This is a genomic window from Aeromonas sp. 11P (assembly GCF_051920165.1).
GTDB lineage: Bacteria > Pseudomonadota > Gammaproteobacteria > Enterobacterales > Aeromonadaceae > Aeromonas > Aeromonas veronii.
Genome location: NZ_JBQBDJ010000004.1, coordinates 1049386 through 1071231 on the forward strand (window position 1 = coordinate 1049386; position 21846 = coordinate 1071231).

General features: G+C 53.2%; 16 protein-coding genes and 2 pseudogenes. 6 read left to right on the forward strand and 12 right to left on the reverse strand.

The window, feature by feature from the left end; genetic code table 11:
* Nucleotides 1–8 precede the first annotated feature (8 nt).
* Both ACTG1P_RS04905 and ACTG1P_RS04910 read left to right on the forward strand, forming a co-directional pair.
* Nucleotides 9–200: pseudogene (locus ACTG1P_RS04905) on the forward strand (nuclease); the annotation flags it as partial.
* A gap of 139 nt (nucleotides 201–339) precedes the next feature.
* Nucleotides 340–1347 carry a DUF1176 domain-containing protein gene (locus tag ACTG1P_RS04910; protein WP_440000638.1) on the forward strand — a complete coding sequence of 336 codons (1008 nt, stop codon included), beginning with the start codon at nucleotides 340–342 and terminating at the stop codon, nucleotides 1345–1347.
* A gap of 57 nt (nucleotides 1348–1404) precedes the next feature.
* On the opposite strand, the gene ACTG1P_RS04915 is transcribed toward ACTG1P_RS04910, so the two are convergent.
* The 4 genes from ACTG1P_RS04915 to dapB all read right to left on the reverse strand — a co-directional run bounded on the left by ACTG1P_RS04915 (nucleotide 1405) and on the right by dapB (nucleotide 8722).
* Complete coding sequence (locus ACTG1P_RS04915) at nucleotides 1405–2556, reverse strand: DUF1615 domain-containing protein (RefSeq protein ID WP_440000639.1); 1152 nt, start codon at nucleotides 2554–2556, stop codon at nucleotides 1405–1407.
* Between the two features lie 301 nt (nucleotides 2557–2857).
* Nucleotides 2858–6082, reverse strand: coding sequence for a carbamoyl-phosphate synthase large subunit (carB, locus tag ACTG1P_RS04920; protein ID WP_440000640.1), 3225 nt, complete (start codon nucleotides 6080–6082; stop codon nucleotides 2858–2860).
* 20 nt (nucleotides 6083–6102) lie between these two features.
* A complete protein-coding gene (carA, locus tag ACTG1P_RS04925; RefSeq protein WP_215808249.1) occupies nucleotides 6103–7239 on the reverse strand; it encodes a glutamine-hydrolyzing carbamoyl-phosphate synthase small subunit in 1137 nt (378 codons plus the stop codon).
* Nucleotides 7240–7909: 670 nt separating this feature from the next.
* Nucleotides 7910–8722 carry a 4-hydroxy-tetrahydrodipicolinate reductase gene (gene dapB, locus ACTG1P_RS04930; RefSeq protein WP_005347132.1) on the reverse strand — a complete coding sequence of 271 codons (813 nt, stop codon included), beginning with the start codon at nucleotides 8720–8722 and terminating at the stop codon, nucleotides 7910–7912.
* 273 nt (nucleotides 8723–8995) lie between these two features.
* On the opposite strand from dapB, the gene ACTG1P_RS04935 reads away from it, so the two are divergent.
* On the forward strand, nucleotides 8996–9985 hold the full coding sequence (locus tag ACTG1P_RS04935) for an alpha/beta hydrolase (protein ID WP_440000641.1): 990 nt from the start codon (nucleotides 8996–8998) through the stop codon (nucleotides 9983–9985).
* A gap of 194 nt (nucleotides 9986–10179) precedes the next feature.
* On the opposite strand, the gene ACTG1P_RS04940 is transcribed toward ACTG1P_RS04935, so the two are convergent.
* From ACTG1P_RS04940 to flaA, 7 genes are all read right to left on the reverse strand, one after another.
* Entirely contained in the window at nucleotides 10180–12267 is a 2088-nt protein-coding gene (locus ACTG1P_RS04940; protein WP_440000642.1) for a motility associated factor glycosyltransferase family protein, read from the reverse strand.
* 6 nt (nucleotides 12268–12273) lie between these two features.
* Nucleotides 12274–12573, reverse strand: a complete 300-nt coding sequence (locus tag ACTG1P_RS04945; protein WP_440000643.1) for a hypothetical protein — start codon at nucleotides 12571–12573, stop codon at nucleotides 12274–12276.
* Complete coding sequence (gene fliS / locus ACTG1P_RS04950; protein ID WP_278173287.1) at nucleotides 12570–12992, reverse strand: flagellar export chaperone FliS; 423 nt, start codon at nucleotides 12990–12992, stop codon at nucleotides 12570–12572. The genes ACTG1P_RS04945 and fliS overlap by 4 nt, the downstream gene beginning before the upstream one ends.
* A gap of 25 nt (nucleotides 12993–13017) precedes the next feature.
* Nucleotides 13018–14427 (reverse strand): flagellar filament capping protein FliD, encoded by a 1410-nt coding sequence (gene fliD, locus ACTG1P_RS04955; RefSeq protein WP_440000644.1) that lies wholly within the window; start codon nucleotides 14425–14427, stop codon nucleotides 13018–13020.
* Between the two features lie 27 nt (nucleotides 14428–14454).
* Complete coding sequence (locus tag ACTG1P_RS04960) at nucleotides 14455–14895, reverse strand: flagellar protein FlaG (protein WP_440000645.1); 441 nt, start codon at nucleotides 14893–14895, stop codon at nucleotides 14455–14457.
* Nucleotides 14896–14928: 33 nt separating this feature from the next.
* Nucleotides 14929–15834 (reverse strand): flagellin B, encoded by a 906-nt coding sequence (gene flaB / locus ACTG1P_RS04965; protein ID WP_069527712.1) that lies wholly within the window; start codon nucleotides 15832–15834, stop codon nucleotides 14929–14931.
* A gap of 587 nt (nucleotides 15835–16421) precedes the next feature.
* Nucleotides 16422–17333: a flagellin A gene (gene flaA, locus ACTG1P_RS04970; protein ID WP_069556069.1), complete on the reverse strand. Its 912-nt coding sequence runs from the start codon at nucleotides 17331–17333 to the stop codon at nucleotides 16422–16424.
* 374 nt (nucleotides 17334–17707) lie between these two features.
* Here flaA and ACTG1P_RS04975 point away from each other — a divergent pair, with 374 nt between their 5' ends.
* Complete coding sequence (locus ACTG1P_RS04975; protein ID WP_005333975.1) at nucleotides 17708–18340, forward strand: trimeric intracellular cation channel family protein; 633 nt, start codon at nucleotides 17708–17710, stop codon at nucleotides 18338–18340.
* A 100-nt stretch (nucleotides 18341–18440) separates the two neighbouring features.
* Nucleotides 18441–18832: pseudogene (locus ACTG1P_RS04980) on the forward strand (hypothetical protein).
* Between the two features lie 76 nt (nucleotides 18833–18908).
* On the opposite strand, the gene thiI reads toward ACTG1P_RS04980, so the two are convergent.
* Nucleotides 18909–20357, reverse strand: a complete 1449-nt coding sequence (gene thiI, locus ACTG1P_RS04985; protein ID WP_376869786.1) for a tRNA uracil 4-sulfurtransferase ThiI — start codon at nucleotides 20355–20357, stop codon at nucleotides 18909–18911.
* Nucleotides 20358–20534: 177 nt separating this feature from the next.
* On the opposite strand from thiI, the gene ACTG1P_RS04990 reads away from it, so the two are divergent.
* Nucleotides 20535–21500: a hypothetical protein gene (locus ACTG1P_RS04990; protein ID WP_440000646.1), complete on the forward strand. Its 966-nt coding sequence runs from the start codon at nucleotides 20535–20537 to the stop codon at nucleotides 21498–21500.
* Nucleotides 21501–21846: the final 346 nt, after the last annotated feature.

Below are 21846 nucleotides of genomic sequence, written 5' to 3' on the forward strand. Positions count from 1 at the left end.
AATGTGAAATGGACTTCACTCCCGTTATTGCGGTTCTGCTGGGCCAGTTCTGGTATCTGCTGCCCCTGTTGTTGATTGCCACCCTGATCAAAACGCCCAAGTTCAAAGGGATGGTTGGGGAAGCATTTATCAACTTGGGCATCCGGCTCTTTCTCGACAAGCGGGAGCTCTATCTACCCAGAGACATTACCCTACCGACCTCCCCCTGAGGGTCTACCACGCCTTGATTACTTTCATTGTGAGCACGCAGAGCGCCGACAAGCGGATACAAGCTAGATGACGGTCAAAGCGACATAAGAGCCATGGTATGCTCTTTAAAGTTCTCACTGGAATCCATCTATGCTTATATCTACCCTCCTGGCCACCATACTGGCCACACAACCCGAAGCCCTCTATTTTGCCCATAAAGACTGGGAGATCGCCTGCGACAATACTCGGACCTGCAGGGCCGCCGGTTATAGTTCCGAGTCTGGAGGTATCTCGGTGCTGCTAACGCGAGAAGGCGGCCCTAACGGTGGACTCAGTGGCAACTTGGCAGTCTCGATCATGGATGATGCTCAAGAGAGACCAATTACATCACCACTGACAATGCTTATTGACGGCAACATCGTCGGAACAGCCCGTTATGATCAGAAAAGTGACTACTACCAACTACCAGCTACAGCATTAATACCACTGGTAAGCGCCATCAAAGGCAGCAGTATCGTAGAGTTTACTGCTGAGCCTTCCCATCGCTGGTCACTCTCAGGCTCTGGCGCCACAGCAGTACTGCTCAAAATGGATGAATTTCAGGGGCGGATTGGTACAGAAACCGCCTTCGTCAAACCTGGCACCAACGCCGCGTCACTGGTTCCGCCCTCCCACCCCGTACCACTTATTCGTGTTCCCCAAGTCCCGGAGAACAGTGAGCGAGCACTGACCGGCGATGAATTCAACGCCATAGGTCAATGGCTCGATGCGCAAAAGGGGGACAACTATTGCTCGTGGCAAGATTACCCATCACTTGGCATAGTCTATCGACTCAGTAAGGCACAACTGCTGATCGAGATGCCCTGCAATATGAGCTCGTACAATCAAACTTATGCCTATCTTCTTACCAACAACCAACTTGATCTCAAGCGTGCCCGCTTGGTCACATCATCTGCCACCGGCTACATGCATGGAGAGATCACATCTTCGATGAAGGCTCGCGGTCTGGGGGATTGTTGGGAAAGCGAAAGCTGGGGGTGGAATGGCGAGACATTTAAACTCACCGAGCGAAGTACTACCGGGATGTGTCGACTCATTACGCCGGGAGGAACTTGGAATATGCCTCTGTGGCGAAGCGAAATCATCAAAGTTCAATAAAGTAAGGGCGCTCAAAGCGCCCTTACTTTATCAATACATGACGACCCCCATCGGCAGTCAGCGAATCGTCGCCATCTGCCGCACGCAGCGTTGCTCTCTGTCATCCACCCGCTTGGCAAACCAGGCGGTGGTGAGGTTGCGGGTGATTTTCGGGCTCTTTAGCTGTATGCCGGGCAGGATGGCGCGGGGCAGTCGCTTGCCCGCTTGCTTGTCGGCCAGGGTAAAGATGCGATGGTAGAGATCGGTCTCGGCAAATTCGGCGGTATCCCCTTTGCGCAGGCTCTGGTGGATCGCCTGTTTGCTCATATTGACCCGGTTGGCGAGGGTGTAGACGGCAAGCTCGGTGTTACCCGGCAGATCCGAGTCATAGCGGATCAGATCCCCGTCCAGCGCCAGAGTTTTGCCACTCAAACGGCTGACGGCGGCCTGAAAAGCGGCATTGCGACTGGCATACCAGCCGGCGTTGAAGTCGGCAAAGCGGTAGAGGGTATCCGGGTAGTCGGCGGGATAACCGAAGATATGTTTGGTGCCAAACCAGATGCCGCCGCGACGGGTAAAGACTTCGTGGCGGATGGAGTCCTTGATTGGATAGGGGTAACCGCGAGCGTTGGCCTCGGCAAAGGCGATGCTCACCTGCATCGGGCCGCCGGTATGCACCGGGTTGAGGTTGCCAAACAGCGTCTTGCCCATCGGCAGCATGCTGATCATGTCTTCGAAGATTTCACTCATCTCCCGCTCGGTACGCAACTTGTCGATGCGCTCGGCATAGCTCTTGCCGGTGGGCGAGTTGATGGAGAGCGCGGCCCGCACCATAAATTCGGGGATCAGCAGCTTGGCTGCCCGTGAGTTGATCTCTTTCCAGGCGATCTTGCCAAGGCCCGGCACCACAGGGTCGGCCTGATAAGTGGCTTCCTGCTCCGCCACCGCCAGCACGCTACAGACGTTGTGATCATTGACCGTCACCCCCTGGGTGGTGAGCGCCGTCACCACATCGTTGGCCCACCCCTGTTTGTCCGGCACCTGACGGGGCAAGAAGCGCACGATGCGGCTCTTCATATCCGCAGGTTTGCGCGGCTGCATGGCAGGCGTCGTTTTGGGGTTGCTCACGCTCGCCTCTTTGGTGGGCGCGGAGGCGGGATCACTGGCACAACCGGCCAGCAGCAAGGCAGAGCATAAGGCAAGAAGACGACAGGAAGGCAAAGCGGTCATAAGCATGTCCATTTTTTGTAGGCCCTACAGGCAGCACCGCTGGCACTGCACTGACAAGCAAAGTGGGGCCATTGTAGAGGATTGCCTGCTGCAGTTGAAACCCGCGCTCGCACCATCCCCTCCCCTTGCCAGATTTTGCCGCCCCACGCGCCATCCGTTGTCTGCGATGCGGAAGTCATGACCTTCCTCAATGGCTCACCCGGCCCAAACCGAACGCTTAGCGACAGATAAAAAGAAACCCCCGCCATCGCTGGCGGGGGTTGGTCGTCTGGCAAGTCGGGCTGATGCCCGCTGCAAACTCTTAGCGGTTTTTCACCTTCTGGTGCAGCTCCTGCACCGAGTTGACGTTGGCGGTGGCATCCACGCTGATGGCCATGCAGGTGGCAAACGCCTCATTCATGGTGGTGGTATACGCCACCTTGTTCTGCAAGGCAGCGCGACGCAGCTGCTTGGAGTCCTGGATCGCCACCCGCCCTTCGGCGGTGTTGACGATGTAGGTGTACTCGCCATTCTTGATGCGATCCAGAATGTGCGGGCGACCTTCATGCACCTTGTTGACCAGGCGCGGGTTGATGCTCGCCTCGCCCAGCGCAACTGCAGTGCCGTGAGTGGCATCCAGCTCGTAACCCAGCTCCAGCAGCTTGGCGGCCAAGTCGACCACCTGCGCCTTGTCGCTGTGACGCACTGACAAGAGGGCACGACCCTCTTTCGGTACGGCGTGGTTGGCCCCCAGCTGCGCCTTGGCATAGGCCTCGGCAAAGCTGCTGCCCACACCCATTACCTCACCGGTAGAGCGCATCTCTGGCCCCAGCAGCGGGTCAACCCCCGGGAACTTGGCAAACGGCAGTACCACCTCTTTCACCGAGTAATAGGGCGGGATGATCTCTTTGGTGAAGCCCTGTTCTTGCAGCGACTGACCGGCCATCACACGGGCGGCAATCTTGGCCAGCGGAGCACCGGTCGCCTTGGAGACAAACGGCACGGTACGGGCGGCACGCGGGTTCACCTCGATGAGGTAGATGTCATCACCCTTGACAGCGAACTGCACGTTCATCAGGCCGATAACGCCGAGCTCCAGCGCCAGCTTGCGCACCTGCTCGCGGATCTCGTCCTGAATCTTCTTGGACAAGGTATAGGGAGGCAGAGAGCAGCCGGAGTCACCGGAGTGAATGCCGGCCTGCTCGATGTGCTCCATGATGCCGCCGATGACTACATCGGTGCCGTCGCAGATGGCATCCACGTCCAGCTCGGTCGCATCGTCCAGGAAGCGGTCCAGCAGTACCGGCGATTCGTTGGAGACGCTCACCGCCTCGGCGAAGTAGCGACGCAGATCCTGCTCGTCATAGACGATTTCCATCGCGCGGCCACCCAGCACGTAGGAGGGGCGAACCACCAGCGGATAGGTGATCCGCTCGGCCAGCAGCACGGCCTGCTCCAGCGCGGTGACGGTGCCGTTTTCCGGCTGCTTGAGGCCGAGGCGCTCGACGGCAGACTGGAAGCGCTCGCGGTCTTCGGCGCGGTCGATGGCATCCGGGCTGGTACCGATGATCGGCACGCCGTTGGCTTCCAATGCCCGCGCCAGTTTCAGCGGAGTCTGGCCGCCGTACTGGACGATGACGCCCTTGGGCTGCTCGACCCGCACGATTTCCAGCACGTCTTCCAGGGTCACCGGCTCGAAGTAGAGACGATCCGAGGTGTCGTAATCGGTGGAGACGGTCTCCGGGTTGCAGTTGACCATGATGGTCTCGTAGCCATCTTCGCGCAGGGCCAGCGCCGCGTGCACGCAGCAGTAGTCGAACTCGATACCCTGACCGATACGGTTCGGGCCGCCGCCGATGATCATGATCTTGTCGCGGTTGCTCGGGGCCGCTTCGCACTCCTCGTCATAGCTGGAGTACATGTAGGCGGTGTTGGTGGCGAACTCGGCCGCGCAGGTATCGACCCGCTTGTAGACCGGGAAGATGTTGTGGCGGGCACGCAGTTTGCGCACTTCCCCTTCGGCCACGCCGAGGATCTTGGCCAGACGGGCATCGGCAAAGCCCTTACGCTTGAGGGCGCGCAGGAAGTCGGCATCGAGACCGGCCATGCCGCGCTCTTTCACCTCTTCTTCCAGTTTCACCAACTCTTCAATCTGTACCAGGAACCATGGGTCAATCTTGGTCAGCTTGAAGATGCCATCCATGGAGAGACCGGCGCGGAATGCATCGGCGATGTAGAAGATACGGTCGCTACCGGCGTCCTGCAGCTCGTGACGGATGCGGGTCAGGGAGTCCGGGGCATTGAGGTCAACCATGGGGTCGAAGCCGGTTTTGCCGGTCTCGAGGCTGCGCAGGGCCTTGTGCAGGGACTCCTGGAAGTTGCGGCCGATGGCCATCACTTCACCAACCGACTTCATCTGGGTCGTCAGACGATCGTTGGCACCAGCGAATTTTTCAAAGTTGAAGCGCGGCACCTTGGTGACCACGTAGTCGATGGCCGGCTCGAAGGAGGCCGGAGTGCGACCGCCGGTGATGTCGTTCATCAGCTCGTCGAGGGTGTAACCGATGGCGAGCTTGGCGGCGATCTTGGCGATGGGGAAGCCAGTCGCCTTGGAGGCCAGCGCGGAGGAGCGCGACACCCGCGGGTTCATCTCGATAATGACCATGCGGCCATCTTTCGGGTTGATACCGAACTGGACGTTGGAACCGCCGGTCTCGACGCCGATTTCGCGCAGCACCGCCATGGAGGCGTTGCGCATCAGCTGGTACTCCTTGTCGGTCAGCGTCTGGGCTGGCGCGACCGTGATGGAGTCACCGGTGTGGATACCCATGGGGTCGAAGTTTTCGATGGCGCAGACGATGATGCAGTTGTCGTTGCGATCCCGCACCACTTCCATCTCGTACTCTTTCCAGCCGATCAGCGACTCGTCGATGAGCAGCTCTTTGGTCGGCGACAAGTCCAGACCGCGCTCGCAGATCTCGACGAACTCTTCGGTGTTGTAGGCGATGCCGCCGCCGGAGCCGCCCATGGTAAAGGAGGGACGGATGATGCAGGGGAAGCCGACCATCTGCTGCACGCCCCACGCCTCTTCCATGTTGTGGGCGATACCGGCACGCGGGCACTCCAGGCCAATGCTGCGCATCGCCTTGTCAAAACGGGAGCGGTCTTCGGCCTTGTCGATGGCGTCGGCGGTGGCACCGATCATCTCGACACCGAACTCGGCCAGCACGCCATGCTTCTCCAGTGCCAGTGCGCAGTTAAGCGCAGTCTGGCCGCCCATGGTGGGCAGGATGGCGTCCGGGCGCTCTTTCTTGATGATTTCGCGCACCACTTCCCAGGTGATGGGCTCGATGTAGGTGGCGTCAGCCATCTCCGGGTCGGTCATGATGGTGGCCGGGTTGGAGTTGACCAGAATAACGCGGTAGCCCTCCTCGCGCAGGGCTTTGCACGCCTGGGCGCCGGAGTAGTCAAATTCGCAGGCCTGGCCGATGACGATGGGGCCGGCGCCGAGGATCAGGATGCTCTGAAGGTCGTTACGTTTTGGCATGAAACTCTTTCCTCTATTCCTTAGGCGCGATACTGCTTAATCAATTCAATAAAGTGGTCAAAGAGACCGGCACAATCGTGCGGGCCCGGGCTCGCCTCGGGGTGACCCTGGAAGCTGAAGGCCGGACGGTCGGTGCGATGGATGCCTTGCAGCGACCCGTCGAACAGGGAGACGTGGGTGGCGCGCAGGCAATCCGGCAGGCTGTTCTCGTCTACCGCAAAACCGTGGTTCTGGGCGGTGATCATCACAGTGTTGTCGTCCAGACTCTTCACCGGGTGGTTGGCGCCGTGGTGGCCAAACTTCATCTTGACCGTCTTGGCGCCGGAGGCCAGACCCAGCAGCTGGTGTCCCAGACAGATGCCGAACACCGGCGTGTTGGTATTAAGGAAAGCCTTGATGGCGTCGATGGCGTAGTCGCACGGCTCGGGGTCGCCGGGGCCGTTGGAGAGGAAGATGCCATCCGGGTTCAGCGCCAGTACTTCGGCTGCCGGGGTCTTGGCCGGGACTACGGTCAGGCGGCAACCACGATCAACCAGCATCCGCAGGATGTTGCGCTTGACGCCGAAGTCGTAGGCCACCACGTGGTATTTCAGCTGGTCGGCATCCGGGGTGACGTGCCCCTTGCCGAGCTGCCAGCTCCCTTCGGTCCAGTTGTACGCTTCACCAACCGTCACCTCTTTGGCCAGATCCATCCCCTTCAGACCGGGGAAGGCGCGGGCCTGTTCGAGAGCATAGGCTTCATCGACCTGTTTCCCAGCCAGAATGCAGCCAGCCTGAGCGCCTTTCTCGCGCAAGATGCGGGTCAGTTTACGGGTGTCGATGTCGGCGATGCCAACGATGTTGTGAGACTTGAGGTATTCGGAGAGGGATTGCTGATTGCGGAAATTGGAGGCAAGTATCGGAAGGTCCCGGATGATCAATCCCTGAGCATGGATTTGACTGGACTCTTCATCTTCGCTGTTGGTGCCGGTGTTGCCTATATGGGGGTAAGTGAGGGTGACTATCTGACGGGAATAAGAGGGATCGGTGAGGATTTCCTGATAGCCCGTCATCGACGTATTGAAAACCACTTCACCAACGGAACATCCCTCGGCGCCTATCGACACGCCTTTGAACACAGTTCCATCTTCCAGCACTAGCAATGCAGTGTGATTCAAGACAACCTCCAGTTATTTAGCTTTAAATTCAGCAATTTACCTGGGTGTTGCGGGCTCGGTTCCGGTCTTGGACAGGACTCGAACCCGGCAGATTTCTGGCAAATTGGGCGCATTCTACTTAAAAAAAGTGGCATTTCAACGTCTTTTCTCAGATGAAATGCATCTAAATTCAATAAAAAAGCAACATTACCCATTATCTATGCACTCAATCGCTTTGCAACCCCCTCCCGAGAAAGAAAAGAAAAAACCACCATCAAAAGATGACATCAAGCCAGCGATAACGACAAAAACAAACAAAAAAGCCAATTAAAACAATGGATTTTATTTTTACACAAAAAACATTAATGACAAATTTAACGCTTTTATAATGACAAGAGTGAATACGAAAAATGAAAAACGTTTTTCCGCGTTTGAATTTTTAGTCTTTTCCGGCCCGTGTAAAAAAATGGCTTCATCAGCCATAAAGATGCTCAAATCGGTTACCTGGTGATGACATTCAGGAAGGGAAAATCTGGTGGATAAGGCAATAGTGTGATTTATAAGGCATTCAGTTAAAAATTGCAGGTAGCGTGTCTTTTTACACAGACTCTGGCTAACTGACAGCAAAAACCCCGGCAAGCCGGGGTTTTTCACTGGGGTAGCAGTAATACGAAAGTGCCGCTCAGAGGCATCACTTGAGATTGAGCACATCCTGCATGTCATAAAGACCGGCACCCTGCTGACCAAGCCACTTGCCCGCCCGCACAGCACCGTTGGCGAAGGTCAGGCGGCTGGAGGCCTTGTGGCTGATCTCCACCCGCTCGCCGATATCGGCAAACATGACGGTATGCTCCCCCACCAGATCGCCGGCGCGAATGGTGGCAAAGCCGATAGTGTTGCGATCCCGCTCGCCAGTGATCCCCTCGCGACCATAGACGGCGCACTCCTTGAGATCCCGGCCCAGGGTTTTGGCGACCACTTCCCCCATGGAGAGGGCAGTACCGGATGGCGCATCCACCTTGTGGCGATGGTGGCCCTCGATGATCTCGATGTCGGTGTAATCCCCCATCACCTTGGCGGCCTGCTCCAGCAGCTTGAACACCAGGTTGACGCCGACCGAGTAGTTGGAGGCGAACACGATACCGATCTGCTTGCCCGCCTCTTTCAGGGCGGCCTTGCCTGCATCGTCAAAACCGGTGGTGCCGATCACCATCTGCTTGTGGTGGGCAAGCGCAAAGGCCAGATTGGCAAGGGTCACCTCGGGGCGGGTGAAGTCGATGATGAGATCAAACTCATCGCGCACCTTGTCCAGACTATCGCTGATGGCCACGCCCAGATGGCCCAGCCCATTGAGCTCACCGGCATCAAGGCCGATCACCGCCGAACCCGGCCGCTCCAGCGCGGCACCGACCACTACGCCATCGGTGTTGGTGATGGCCTCCAGCAGCACCTTGCCCATACGACCATTACAGCCCATCACGGCCACACGGATCGGATTGTCCATCTCCACCCTCTCATCTCTTTTAATTATGGAAAGAGACCGTTTTACCAGCCCGCGCCGGGTTTGAAAAGCCATGATGCCACCACTCCTTGCTGCACTCGCCAACGGCGCCGCCCATTGGCTGGCCAAGAACTTCCTTTTGGTCACAGGCCGTTTTTCATCGTCTCACTCCATCATTTGGCAGACCGGGTGCCATCTGATAGGTTCGAACGACTGACATGCCAGAATACACGGAACTAGGGCAACGCCCGTGTCGATATCAAACGAGGTGCAAGGATGAGCGCAGGATTGCTGTTTGCTGTGGGGTTGATATCACTGACCCTGGTCATGCTGGCCGCGGCTCTGCTGTTTGGCGGGCCGAGTCCGGCACCGGCGATGGCCAGCATCAACGACCCTTTCAAGGGGAGTGGCTGGAGCAACATGCCACCTCTCTCAAGATACCCGGCGCGTGACGGCACGCAGCTGGCCTATCGGCACTATGGCGCAGAGGGCAATACGAAGAACAACAAGGTCAAGGGCAGCGTGGTACTGGTTCACGGCTCTTCTGCCAGCAGTCAAAGCATGCACAAGATGGCGAGCGCCTTTTCGCAAGCGGGATACGACGCCTACGCCCTCGATATTCGCGGCCATGGCGCATCAGGCAACAAAGGCACCATTGCCTACATCGGTCAGCTTGAGGACGATCTGGACGATTTCATCAAGTCGGTGGCTCCCGGCAAGCCTGCAACTCTCGTCGGCTTCTCGTCAGGGGGTGGCTTTGTGCTGCGCGTTGCTGGCAGCACGCGACAAACCCTGTTCGAGAGCTATCTGCTGCTCTCCCCCTATCTTGGCCCCACCGCCGCCAACTACCGGCCCAACAGCGGTGGCTGGGTGCGTGTCGGCTTGCCTCGCCTCATCGCCCTGAGCATCCTCAACGGTTTCCATATTTCCGCACTCAACCATCTGACCGTGCTGAACTTTGCCCTCAATGATGAGGCGAAATCCCTGCTGACCCCCTCCTACTCCTTCAACCTTGCTTCGAACTTTCAGCCGGAGCGTGACTACCAGCAAAACATACGCAATGTGCAACGCCCCTGCGCCGTGCTCGCTGGCACAAATGACGAAGCCTTCCAAACTGATCAACTTGAACCTGAGTTAAGACGCCTCGGCATCCCCTGGCCTGTCACCCTGCTGCCCGGTATTGGCCACATTCCTTTGACTCTTGATAGAGACGCCTTGAATAGCGCAGTGAAGATCGTTGGCGACTTGGAAAGAGAGCGCCCATAACAACATTGGTTGATGTCATGGCCACGATATAGACGGTAACCTTGTTGAGTACGCAACTATCAATACCCGTAGAAACTAAACTCAAGCATAGCTACATAAAATAACGTCAGTGTCATATAAAAGGACCATGCTTTTATAAAAACATGACCCCTGTCACGATTATTGAATGACTATCGATTCAGCAGACATTACATTCAACGCGATTTAAATACATCAAGCCCTATAAAATAAGCCGAATCATGTCCTTCCAATGCGGCAGCATAAATGTTTTTGGCATCAGTAAAAAACTGTTCCAATATAGTGATTGTAGAATTTAACTTTTCTGTCAACGCATCATCAGAGTCATTTATATGAGCCATCATCAAACTAATGATATTGGCATAGAAATAATTTATTGATCCTATAAGCACACGGTAAAGATGGCTATCACGACTCATGAACAAATACAGCAGATAATCATGATGGCGTTGCATCATCGATTGAATTGTGTTGCGTTCACGAGGAACTACTTTCCAATCATCAAGCAGCTTATTAACTACATCATTAAAAAACGGCACGTTAATAGCCGATTGAAAATCAATACTGGCTACATTAAATGGTTTGAAACAACGTGATAGCAAATCATCAATGAAGACTCGCTTATTAAAATCTGGCCAAGTGGGATTGATTTGCTCAATCCGACGAGGTTCGGCACCAGCAACATAAGCACCATCACTACTATTGACACAACGTATTTCAGGGTTATTTTCTAAAACCTGAGCCATATTATGAATAGAGAGACCAAATAAATGATTGATACGGACTTCACCACCAAAGTTACCACGAGCTGGGAATGTCTCATTCAGATCTTGATGGTATTTTGCCTCCTGTTTTTCATTATAATAAAGGCTCAAACTAGAGTGATGCTTATCAGCAAACTTATACCCATTGTCAATACCAAATAGATAGATATCCTTGAAGCCAAGCAACGCTGCGTAATTAAGACCGGTATTCCCAACAAATGGATTTGAATACTCAATTGAATCAAATTCAAACTGCTCACCAAAGTGAGTGGTCAGCAGTTTATACATAGGCTCATTGGGTTTAAATGCTAACCCGGTTTTGCGGAAAAATGTCTTGCACTCAGGATGAATAACATCCACGCTTAAAAAAACACTATCCTTGAGAAACGCCCCTGCATCCAGAATATGCAAAAAATCTGCTGAACTTTTGGTGCGCTCAACAGCAACATAAATATCTGGCTTGATCCCAGCTTTATAAAGTGCGCTGACTGCGGTGCCACAGGCAATGATAATAGCCTGACGTTGATGATCTCGAATAAAATCAATGCTCTGATCTAACGATGGCCCGTTTCCAACAACAAATACAGGTATGGTTGCAGATGAAGATGTGTCACGTTGGCGCAGAAGAAATGGTGTGCCATCTTGCAGATGAGTATGGCTATGAGCTAGAGCAAAGACATTATCATCAAAAAAACCCCAACCCGTACGCAGCAGATAGAACTCATTTTCCACCTGGTTAATAAGCGAATGCAACTTTGGCGAATGATAATGGCAGAATGAGAAATATGCTGCAGACCAGAATGCACCTTTACGATGAAGCGCTTCCATCATATCGGCTGCTAATAATTTTTCGTCAACCCCTATAAATAAATGTAAGCTTAATGATTCTTGCTCCATATAATCCAGCAAAGAGCACCAGTCAAAACAATATAAAGATGCATAAAACATATCAAGATCTGGTTCGAAGGCGAACAAATTCTTTATTTTGCATCGCTCGTATAAATAGCCAAGTTGATAACCCAAACCTATTCCATACATCAAGGATAATGGAATATCCATTGATAGTGCACTCTTGAGTGATAACCCTTCGAGTGCTGATTGCTGTTTCAGCTTTGATATTTCGTTGTTATATTTTATATGTATTTGATCATCAAAATACCATTGCGGTGCAAAATCAATACATTGCAAAATACTTTGTTCAATTACTTCATCAATTTGTGATTCAGCATCTGCGAATGGATCATCACCGTATAACGAAACTTGCTCATCAAGCCACAATATATTTGGAATGCCATTTTCATTGCAAAAAAAACGGAATGGCCGTACTGGTTGATATGATTCAAAAAAATCATATATACTTGGCATGAATTTTTTAAAGGCATCCATGTTCATTGCAAAACGAACAGGCAATACCTCCAACATAGCAATTTCCTGTTGCTTTTGCTTCTCAAGGCGAACAAGCTCACTCTCGATATTTGTAATTTCTTGTTTAATATCCATGTATGCCTAACCTGCGTTCAGCTTGTACATATCAGATGCTCGACCTGCTTTTGAAAATTTCCACAAAGCTGCTTCCGTCTGATTCTTTGCATGTTCTATCCGCTCATGCAGGGTTTGAAACTGCACCAATGCTTGTTGGTGATCTATGTCAAGAACCACATGTGGCGGGATATTCTGGAAAACAGCATCAAGGAGAATGAGATAATGGTCGATCAACTGTTCAGCCGTTTGCACATCCTCCTGGTCGAACAAGGTCAGTAATCTTTGACCTGTTGCGATTAATTCTGGCAAACGGTTATTACTCATTCGGTTCCGCCCACCTTTTGTTGAGCCAAGGCCTTATCGCGCTCCTCGACAGGAATGGCATCCCAACCGCTTTTCACGGTCAGCATCAGATTCATCACCTCATCGACAGCTGTGATATCCATATCACGGCTGGCATCCATCATCCGAGCTTTCATGTAGTCATAAAGCGCAGAAAGGTCTTCGGGAACCTTACCATAAGAGAGATCAAGTGAATCTTGCAGCCCGTTGATAATGGCCATTGCTTTGGAGATAGACTGGGATTTTTGCTCAAAATCTCGACGTTCTATAGCACCACGAGCCTGAGCCAAGCGCTCCAGGCAACCTTGCATCAACAGTTGAATCACGCGGTAAGGATCAGCTACTGCCAATTCAGATTGCAGATTTTGGGTGGTATAGGCTTTTATATTTTTACGATACATATGAGACACCACTCATCACTTCAAATTAACTATTTTGGGTATTCAGCAGATTCAAATATGAAGCCGACTTGTTCATCTTGGCCAGCATGGCATCCAGGCTTCCGTAACGGGCCCGCAAGGTCTCTTGATATTTGGTCAGCTGAGTGGCAACATCTGACTCTTTGCGGCTCACTTCACGCAGATCTGAATTCAAAGAATCTTCTCGCTTAGCCAGCAAACCACCGGTCTTGGAATAGGTTTCCAGCTGGCTGGCCAACTGACCTGCGACCCCATCCTTGCCGCCAAAAACTGCCACGACCTGATCGAAATTCTTGTCGATAGCCTCGTTGAACTTGGTATCGTCGATAGACAATACCCCCTTGTTATCCATCTTTATACCCATCTGGAAAATCGTTGAGTAAGTGGAGGACTTTTGCGAGGGCTCGGTGATGATGCCATTCATCATATTGACTACGGCACGCGTCGTTGCATCGCCCGCCAGAGCTCCACCATCATTCTGGCTCTTCCCTGCCACAATAGAGTTGCGCTTGCCAAGCTCATTGCTTTTCTTAACCAGTGCGTTGTAACCGTCGACAAAGCTTTTGACCATGTCCTTGATGCCTGCTTTGTCGGTGGTTACGTCAACTTTGTTGGACTTATAAGTCTTGGTCACCGAACCATCGCTTGCAGTTGTGCTCGTACTATCAGATTCCCTCAAAACTGTCAGTTTAAGACCAACTATAGTGCCATCAAATGTGTTAGTAGCACTGGTAAGCGTGTTTCCATCTACCTTGATTTGAGCATCTTGCGCGGATTGAGTTTTTGACAATTTAGAAGTGAAGTTATCAGCCAACTCAGTAGTGCTTCCGGTGATCTCCAGATCCTTGCCACTCCCGCTAACCCCAGAGTCAATCACTAGTTTAGATTTACCATCAGATGTGTTCATGATGTTGACATTAAGACCAAAATTATCGCCATCATTATTGATGCGTTTACGAATGGACTGTAGCGAGTCCCCCGCCTTCACATCCACATCAAAGGTCTTATCACCTGCCTTAAAGGTCAAGGTTCCATCTTGAGTGATCATTGGAGTAGTCGAAGAGTCAAAACTGCCTTCAAATTTGCTAGTTTTCGCCAATTTTTCGACAGTTATATCGTATTGCCCGTTAGAGGAACCCGTCTTGCTCTCCACCTTAAGCACCGGATTATCTTTATCCTGGGTAATATTAATCGAGCGTTTGTTGAACGCATCATCCTTGGACATGGCTTGGAGTGTCGTCACAAAAGAGGCGATAGCCGATTTCAACTGCCCAACCCCTGAGAGAGTGATCTGAGCATTGGTCTTCTTGGTGGTGATGGGCTGCATCAGCTGTGCCTTCTTGGCATTGACGCTTGCAGCAATGACAGACTCCAAATCCAGTCCTGATCCCGCACCAGCAGACGTAATAGTGGCCATTCTCACTCTCCTCGTAAAACTTGCGTATTAAATCTCTTTATCAAGCAATAATCCGACTCTTGAGCCACCACCTATCACATCACCTTCACGCAGATCCTTGAGACGCTTGCTGATAGCCAGCAACTCTTCACTTGGGATCTGCCGGATCATTGACTTGGTATTGGCGTCCATCACCTTGATAACAACTTGCTCGAGATCCTTTTCGACGCTGAAGTTGACGGTCCATCCCTGTAACTTGCTGAACTCTTGCAAGTTTTGTACCTCTTTTTCAATGTCCTTATCAGAGACATCAGACTTGCGGACCTTTTCATTGGCTCGCTCCTCTTGCTGTTTTTCCACATCCTGTGTCATCACCCGCTGCTCTTCCGCCATGCCAGATAGCACTTGAGCGGCCGATTGGCCGCTCTTGCTACTTGACTGAAGAGAAGAAGGAGTGACCGATGAGGGGATTCCAATGTCATTGGCCATATCGTCGCTCCTTTTCTATCTCATCACTACTCATTAACCCAACAGGGACAGAGCAGATTGCGGTCTTTGGTTGGCTTGCGCCAAGATACTTGATGCCGCCTGCTGCAGGATGTTCTGCTTGGTCAGGTTGGCGGTTTCTGTCGCGAAGTCCGCATCACGGATACGCGAACGTGCTGCACTCAGGTTTTCGGACACATTGGACTGGTTGCGAATGGTCGAGTCAAAACGGTTTTGTACCGCCCCCAACTCTGCTCGCTTGCTATCAACCGCCTTTATCATGAAATCAAGGTTGGCCATGGCAGTCTGGGCATCTTTAGCGGTTTTAATACTGCTAACACTAGTTGTTGTAACCGCTGTAGTTGCTTTGGCAACAGTATAGGGCTCACCTGTGGTACTGGTAGTTACTGTTGCACTCCCTTTTGTCGCAGATGCAATGCCCTTGATTGTGAAAGCAGATGTCATCTTGAAGGTAATTGTTTGCCCTGCATCTGCACCGACCTGGAAGGATCCCTTATAAGTACCATCAAGCAGCTTTTGACCACCAAAAGTGGTATCGCCAGAGATACGATTTATCTCTGTCGTCAGTTGGTCATATTCCTGCTGCAAAGCGACACGATCATCCGTGTTGTTGGAACCGTTCGCTGATTGCTGAGCCAAAGTGCGCATCCGTTGCAACATGGAGGTCACTTCATCCATCGCACCTTCCGCAGTTTGTGCCACAGAAATACCATCGTTAGCGTTACGATTACCTTGATCCAAACCGTTAACCTGTGAAGTCAAACGGTTGGAAATCTGTAAACCAGCAGCATCATCCTTGGCTGTGTTGATACGAAGACCGGATGCCAACCTGGTATAGGAGGTATCCAGCGATTTGTTGGTATTCATCAAGTTACGCTGGGCGTTCAGTGATGAAACGTTGGTGTTAATGTACATAGCCATAAAATATTCTCCCGAAGAACATGCAACTGCAGGTTGCGTCGTCCAAACAAAACGACGGCCCACCGTTTGAAGAGCAGGTTGAACAGGCCTGTCTCTTCAGGCGGGTGTCTGTTTGAACGAACAGGTCACCCGCAGTAGTGCAAACGTTGGATTCCGAACACCCCTCGATTGCTTCACTTTATTTAACGGCAGCACAGAGGCAAGCTTTAGGAAAATTGTTGCCTAAAGCGGCAAGTTTTCTCCGGGAAGCGGCAACAGGATATGAATTGAGCAGCATCACCATACAACTCACTGCTGATGATGGCCCAGTTTACAGGAAGAAGGATGTTGGCACGGTTCATGCTAAACAACACTGATAGAGTGACGTCAATTTGGCGGCACAATAAAAAGAGGCCGGTAAACCGGCCTAAAGATGAGCATATGCTCAGGAGAATATGACCAAGCGTGACAGAACTGAACAACTGGACAACACTTGGCATTACTAGTAGAGATTTATATCTCTCCCGATAGAACAGAGTGCGACCCGAACACCCCTTTGTTCCATCTCTTGATCAGGGCGGCCTGAACAACCGCCCTGTTTTCTTTTGTTAGCCTTGCAGCAGTGACAGTGCAGACTGCGGACGCTGATTTGCCTGAGACAGAATGGTCGATGCTGCTTGCTGCAGAATGTTCTGCTTGGTCAGGTTGGCAGTTTCAGTTGCAAAGTCAGCATCACGGATACGTGAGCGGGCAGCACTGACATTTTCAGATACGTTCGCCTGGTTACGAATGGTAGAATCAAAACGGTTCTGAACAGCACCCAGCTCAGCACGTTTACTATCCACAACTTTAATCATGTAATCCAAGTTTGCCATAGCTGTTTGAGCATCTTTGGCCGTGGTAATAGTGCTGATGCTTGTAGTTGCGACATTACCTGTGTTGCTTTTAGTCACAGTGTAAGGCTCACCTGTTGTAGTTGTCGCGACAGTAGCATTCCCCTTCGTAGCCGAAGCCATCCCTTTGATAGTAAAAGCCGATGTCATTTTAAACGTAATTGTTTGTCCTGCATCTGCCCCCACCTGGAAAGAACCTACGTAACCACCATTGAGCAATGTTTGCCCACCGAACGTGGTATCTTTAGCAACACGGTCAATTTCAGTCATCAGTTGAGTGTACTCTTGCTGCAACGCGGTACGGTCATCTGTGTTGTTGGAGCCGTTGGCTGATTGCTGAGCCAGAGTACGCATACGCTGCAGCATAGAGGTGACTTCATCCATCGCACCTTCAGCTGTTTGCGCTACCGAAATCCCATCGTTGGCGTTACGGTTCCCCTGATCCAACCCGTTAATTTGTGAGGTCAAACGGTTGGAAATTTGCAGACCCGCGGCATCATCTTTGGCACTGTTGATACGCAAGCCAGATGCCAGTCGAGTGTAGGAAGTATCCAGTGATTTGGTCGTATTCATCAGGTTACGCTGAGCGTTGAGTGATGAAACGTTAGTGTTGATATAAAGGCCCATGACTATTCTCCTAAGCTATTAAATTTACTCTTCTATTTGCTCAGGCTTTATTATTTTCTGTGCCCGATGCGTCTTATTTAACGGCTCGTTTTTGGATGTCTTTAGCATTTTTTTCAACGCTTCATCGCATTAACGCCGCTTACCTTATATATCGGCGAGTCGAGGGGAAACTTAAGGAAAAAATCGGGCCTAAACCTGTGATGGGCTCAACCTTCTGAAGCCCGCCAACGGCAGGGGACAAACGAGACACGACCGGTCCGTGCCGCGAGAAAAAATCCGTCCCGACTCTCAATTTTGTCGAGCACTGTTGGCGATTGGGCTCACCAGCCCCTAAAATCGCGGCCCCATCAACAATTTGACGTGAGTTGTTCTCCATGCAGACACTGGTTGAGCAGATTGTTTACATCAGCGACATGTTTGGTACTGCGGTATTCGCGTTTTCAGGGGTATTGGTGGCTGGCCGACTTAGAATGGACGGGTTTGGCGTCATGGTTTTGGCGGCGGTCACTGCCATCGGTGGCGGTACCATCCGTGACATGATCCTGGGAGCCACCCCCGTGTTCTGGGTGCGCGACCCGCTCTATATCTGGGTCGTCATTGCGACGGCGCTGATCGGTATGTGGATGGTCAAACTGCCCCGCAGAATGCCCTGGTATGTGCTGCCGGTGGCCGATGCCTTCGGACTGGCCCTCTTTACCGTGATCGGTGCCCAGAAGGCCCTCAACTTCGGCACCCCAGGGCTGATTGCCGTGATCATGGGCACCATGACCGGGGTAGCCGGTGGCATGATCCGCGATGTACTGGCGCGGGAGGTGCCCATGGTGCTGCAAAAAGAGATCTATGCCACCGCCTGTATCCTCGGCGGCATTCTCTATACCCTGGCGCTTGAGGCAAACATGGACAGGGTAACGGCCATGCTCATCTGCATGACGGCCGTGTTTGGCCTGCGGGTTGCGGCTATCTACTGGCATCTTTCGCTACCGACCTTCTCGCTGCAACGCAATTGAGAGCAGGCCCACAGCGTCATCATGTCGCTGTGGGCCGCGCGTTGAACCAAATAGGCTTTTCTGTTGTCATAGAAGCAGTCGTTGTTAGCCGGAACTTCTCATGCGCAAAATTGGTATGCTTACCACACTCATCCTGGCGAACGTGACGGCAGCCCACGCGAAGCACAAGTGGTATTTGGACGACTGGCCTCGGCGCCAGTGCAGCAGTTCAACCAGCAGATACGCCAGGCAAGCCATCAACAGCAAAACTGGGTTAATGACTACCGTGAGGTCGCTCTGCGATTTGTGGGGCATGGCGACATACCCAGTCGCATCCATGCCCAGCAGCTGGACAATGATCTGGTGCTCTCGGTCGCCCTCGACGGCAGCAAGAGCGACATGATCTACATTCTGACCCTCTATCGCAGCAACAACCTGTGGCAGATGCGGGAGGCGGAAATGGGCTGGCGTTGTCAGGGGCAAGACTCCTTCACTCCGGTTCCCTGTCCCTGATAGTCATTGCTCACTCTGTGAAATAAAAAAATCCGGCACATTGGCCGGATTTTTTTATTGAATGTGAAAAACACGCTTACGGGCGGTACACCTTGACGTTGTCAAAGCCCTTCTCTTTCAGATAGAGCGCCTGCAGCTTGCTCATCACACCGCGATCACAGTAGAGCAGATAGGTCTTCTCTTTGGGCAGATCGCCAAAGGCGGTAGCCAGCTTGAAGAAGGGGATGTGCAGTACTTCACGATCTTCCACCACCAGCGGCTTCTCGTCGTGTTCATCGGCAGAGCGGATATCCAGGATCACCTCGTCAGCGCCCAGCACCTGGGTGGTTTCCACCTCTTGCACTTCAGCGGCAGTCTCTTCACCGATACGGCGGATATCGAGGTAACGGGCCTCAGAGACCACCTTGTCCAGAATGGCGAAGTCGAAGTTGCCCTCTTCCTCTTCAATGCGCGCCAAATCGGCCTTCACGGTCGGCTTCTTGGAGATGACACCGCAATACTCCGGCATGGTCTCGGCGAACTCCAGGGTGCCGATGCGGCGGGCTTCGCTGATGATATCCGGCTTGTCCCAAGTGATGAGCGGGCGCAGGATCACCTTGTCGGTCACCCGGTCGATCACGTTCAGGTTGGTGAGAGTCTGGCTGGAGACCTGACCCACACACTCACCGGTCACCAGCGCCGGGATCTGGAATTCATCGGCCACCTTGGCGGCAGCACGCATCATCATCCGCTTGAGCACCACTCCCATCTGACCGTTGTCGATCTTCTCGAGGATCTCGGCAACCACCGGCTCAAAGTCCACAGCGGTGAAACGTACCCGGTGGGAGGAGCCGAAACGGTTCCACAGGTGATAGGCCACCTGCTTGACGCCGATCTCGTGGGCCGCACCGCCCAGATTGAAGAAGCAGTAGTGCACCCGGCAGCCACGCTTGATGAACTGGAACGACGCCACACCGGAGTCAAAACCGCCGGAGATGAGGCTCAGGACATCTTCCTGAGTGGCGATGGGCATGCCGCTCAGGCCCTGATGGATGGCGCTGACAATAAAGAGCTCTTCGCCGTCGATCTCGAGGTTGATCTTCACATCCGGGTTCTTGAGGCGCACACCATTGCTTTCGCAGTGCTGGTTCAGACCGCCCCCCACATAGCGCTCAACCTCGAGGGAGGAGAACTCATGCTTGCCGTGGCGCTTGGCGCGCACGCAGAAGGTTTTGCCCTTGAGCTGGTCGCCCCAAACGGCTTTCACCTGCTCGAAGATGTCGTGCAGATCGGTAAACTTGCTGGCTTGTACCTCGAGGAAGGCCTGAATGCCCGGAATACAGGCCAAAGCTTCGATAGCCTGCTCGCGGAACTGGTCATTGCGGGAGCTCACGATCAGCTTGTCCCAATCCATCCGTACGCGGGCATCGTCGTCGAAGCGGCGCAGGACATTGCGGATATTGCCCTGCAGGATCTTGATAAAGCGCTGGCGAACCGACTTGCTCTTGATGGTGATTTCCGGGAACAGCTTGATAATGAACTTCATGGTAATGACTCGGGTGACCTTGATTTAAGGGCGCGAATTATATCAGAACTTTGTGGCCAGCGCCTACTGGATGAGCGTTTGCTCACATTCCCCCACGCAATGTTTGCCGCACCGCGCCAATCTTGCGTATATTCCCGACCCTGCGCCTCGCCAGATTTTTGACAACAGACCGATCCGATGAAGACCTATATCTACTACCCCGGCATGGAGGTACGCGACGAGCTCTGGCTCAAATTTGCCCTGCTCTATCTGGAGCGGCTCGCCTTCGTCTTCACCGTCAGCGAAAAGAGCGGCCTCACCGCCCTGCTCGATACCCTTCAACAGCAGACCGATCTGCTGGCCGAGCGGCCCGATGCCGCCTTCTTTGCCGCCATTACCCCGCAACTGGAGAACCAGATAAGCGGCCTGGTGGCCCCCGATTTCGTCCGCCACAAGGTGTTTGGCAACAATGAGCTGATTGGTCGCTGGCGTAAGGAGGCCAACCACGACTGCTTTTGCCCGGATCAGGCGGGACTGGAGCGACTGCACGGCTTTTGCCTGACTCACGGCTTTGCGACCCGGGATGAGGGTGGGATCAGAATGGCGCGGCGCTTTGCCAACCTGATCTCCATGCGCCTTGCCCGTGAGTGGGCACTCGCCAATGACGGGGCGCTTATTACCGATCACGACTATCTCGACCGCCTGCTCCACCTGCTCGAATCCCGCTACCACAATCGCGGTGGTCAGGATTGCTTCCACCTCGAGATCCCTTTGCAAGTGCCCACTCACCTGGCCGACATTCCGTTTGCAGAGCTGATTGCCCTGCGCGGGCGCAGCGGCTTTCGCCAACAGCTGGCCGAATTTCATCTGGCCATCGACAACCTGCTCGCCATGCTAGGTAGCGGCTATGCCGACCCGGCGGCCCTGACCCGCTTTGAGCAGGCTCAGCAAGGGCTCAATCAACTGCTCGGGCCCGAGACCCTCAGCATGCCACTCACCACCCTGGTCAGCACCAGCCTGCCTGCCGTGGCCATGCTCCACCAGTTAAAGGCGAGCCACCCCGAAAGCAACCTCATCTTCCATCCCATCAAAAAGAGCCACTTTCACCAGCGCAAGAGCCAGCACTTCTTCACCCGGCTCGGTCATCTGCGCCAACCGGGCTGAATTGGCGGAATGAAAAAGGGGTTGGCATCTGCCAACCCCTCTCGTTTTCTGCGGCCTACCAATCATCACCCCGGTGATTGGCCCGCTCTTGCGCCTGCCTGCGCGCCTCCATCGCCCTGTCACGGCGGATATTGGCAGGGGTACAGGCAAACTGTTTCTGATAACAACGCGTAAAACTCTCGGAAACGGGTTCGAAAGGTGAATAGAACCCGGTACGTTCAGGAGAAACATGGTGATCACCATGATTGGTAGTGGCACAGCCCGAACTCATCAGCACCAGCAAGGGACACAGAACACGCAGCAAAAGAGAACTCCCGATTGGATTTGAATGAATTCGTAATTATTC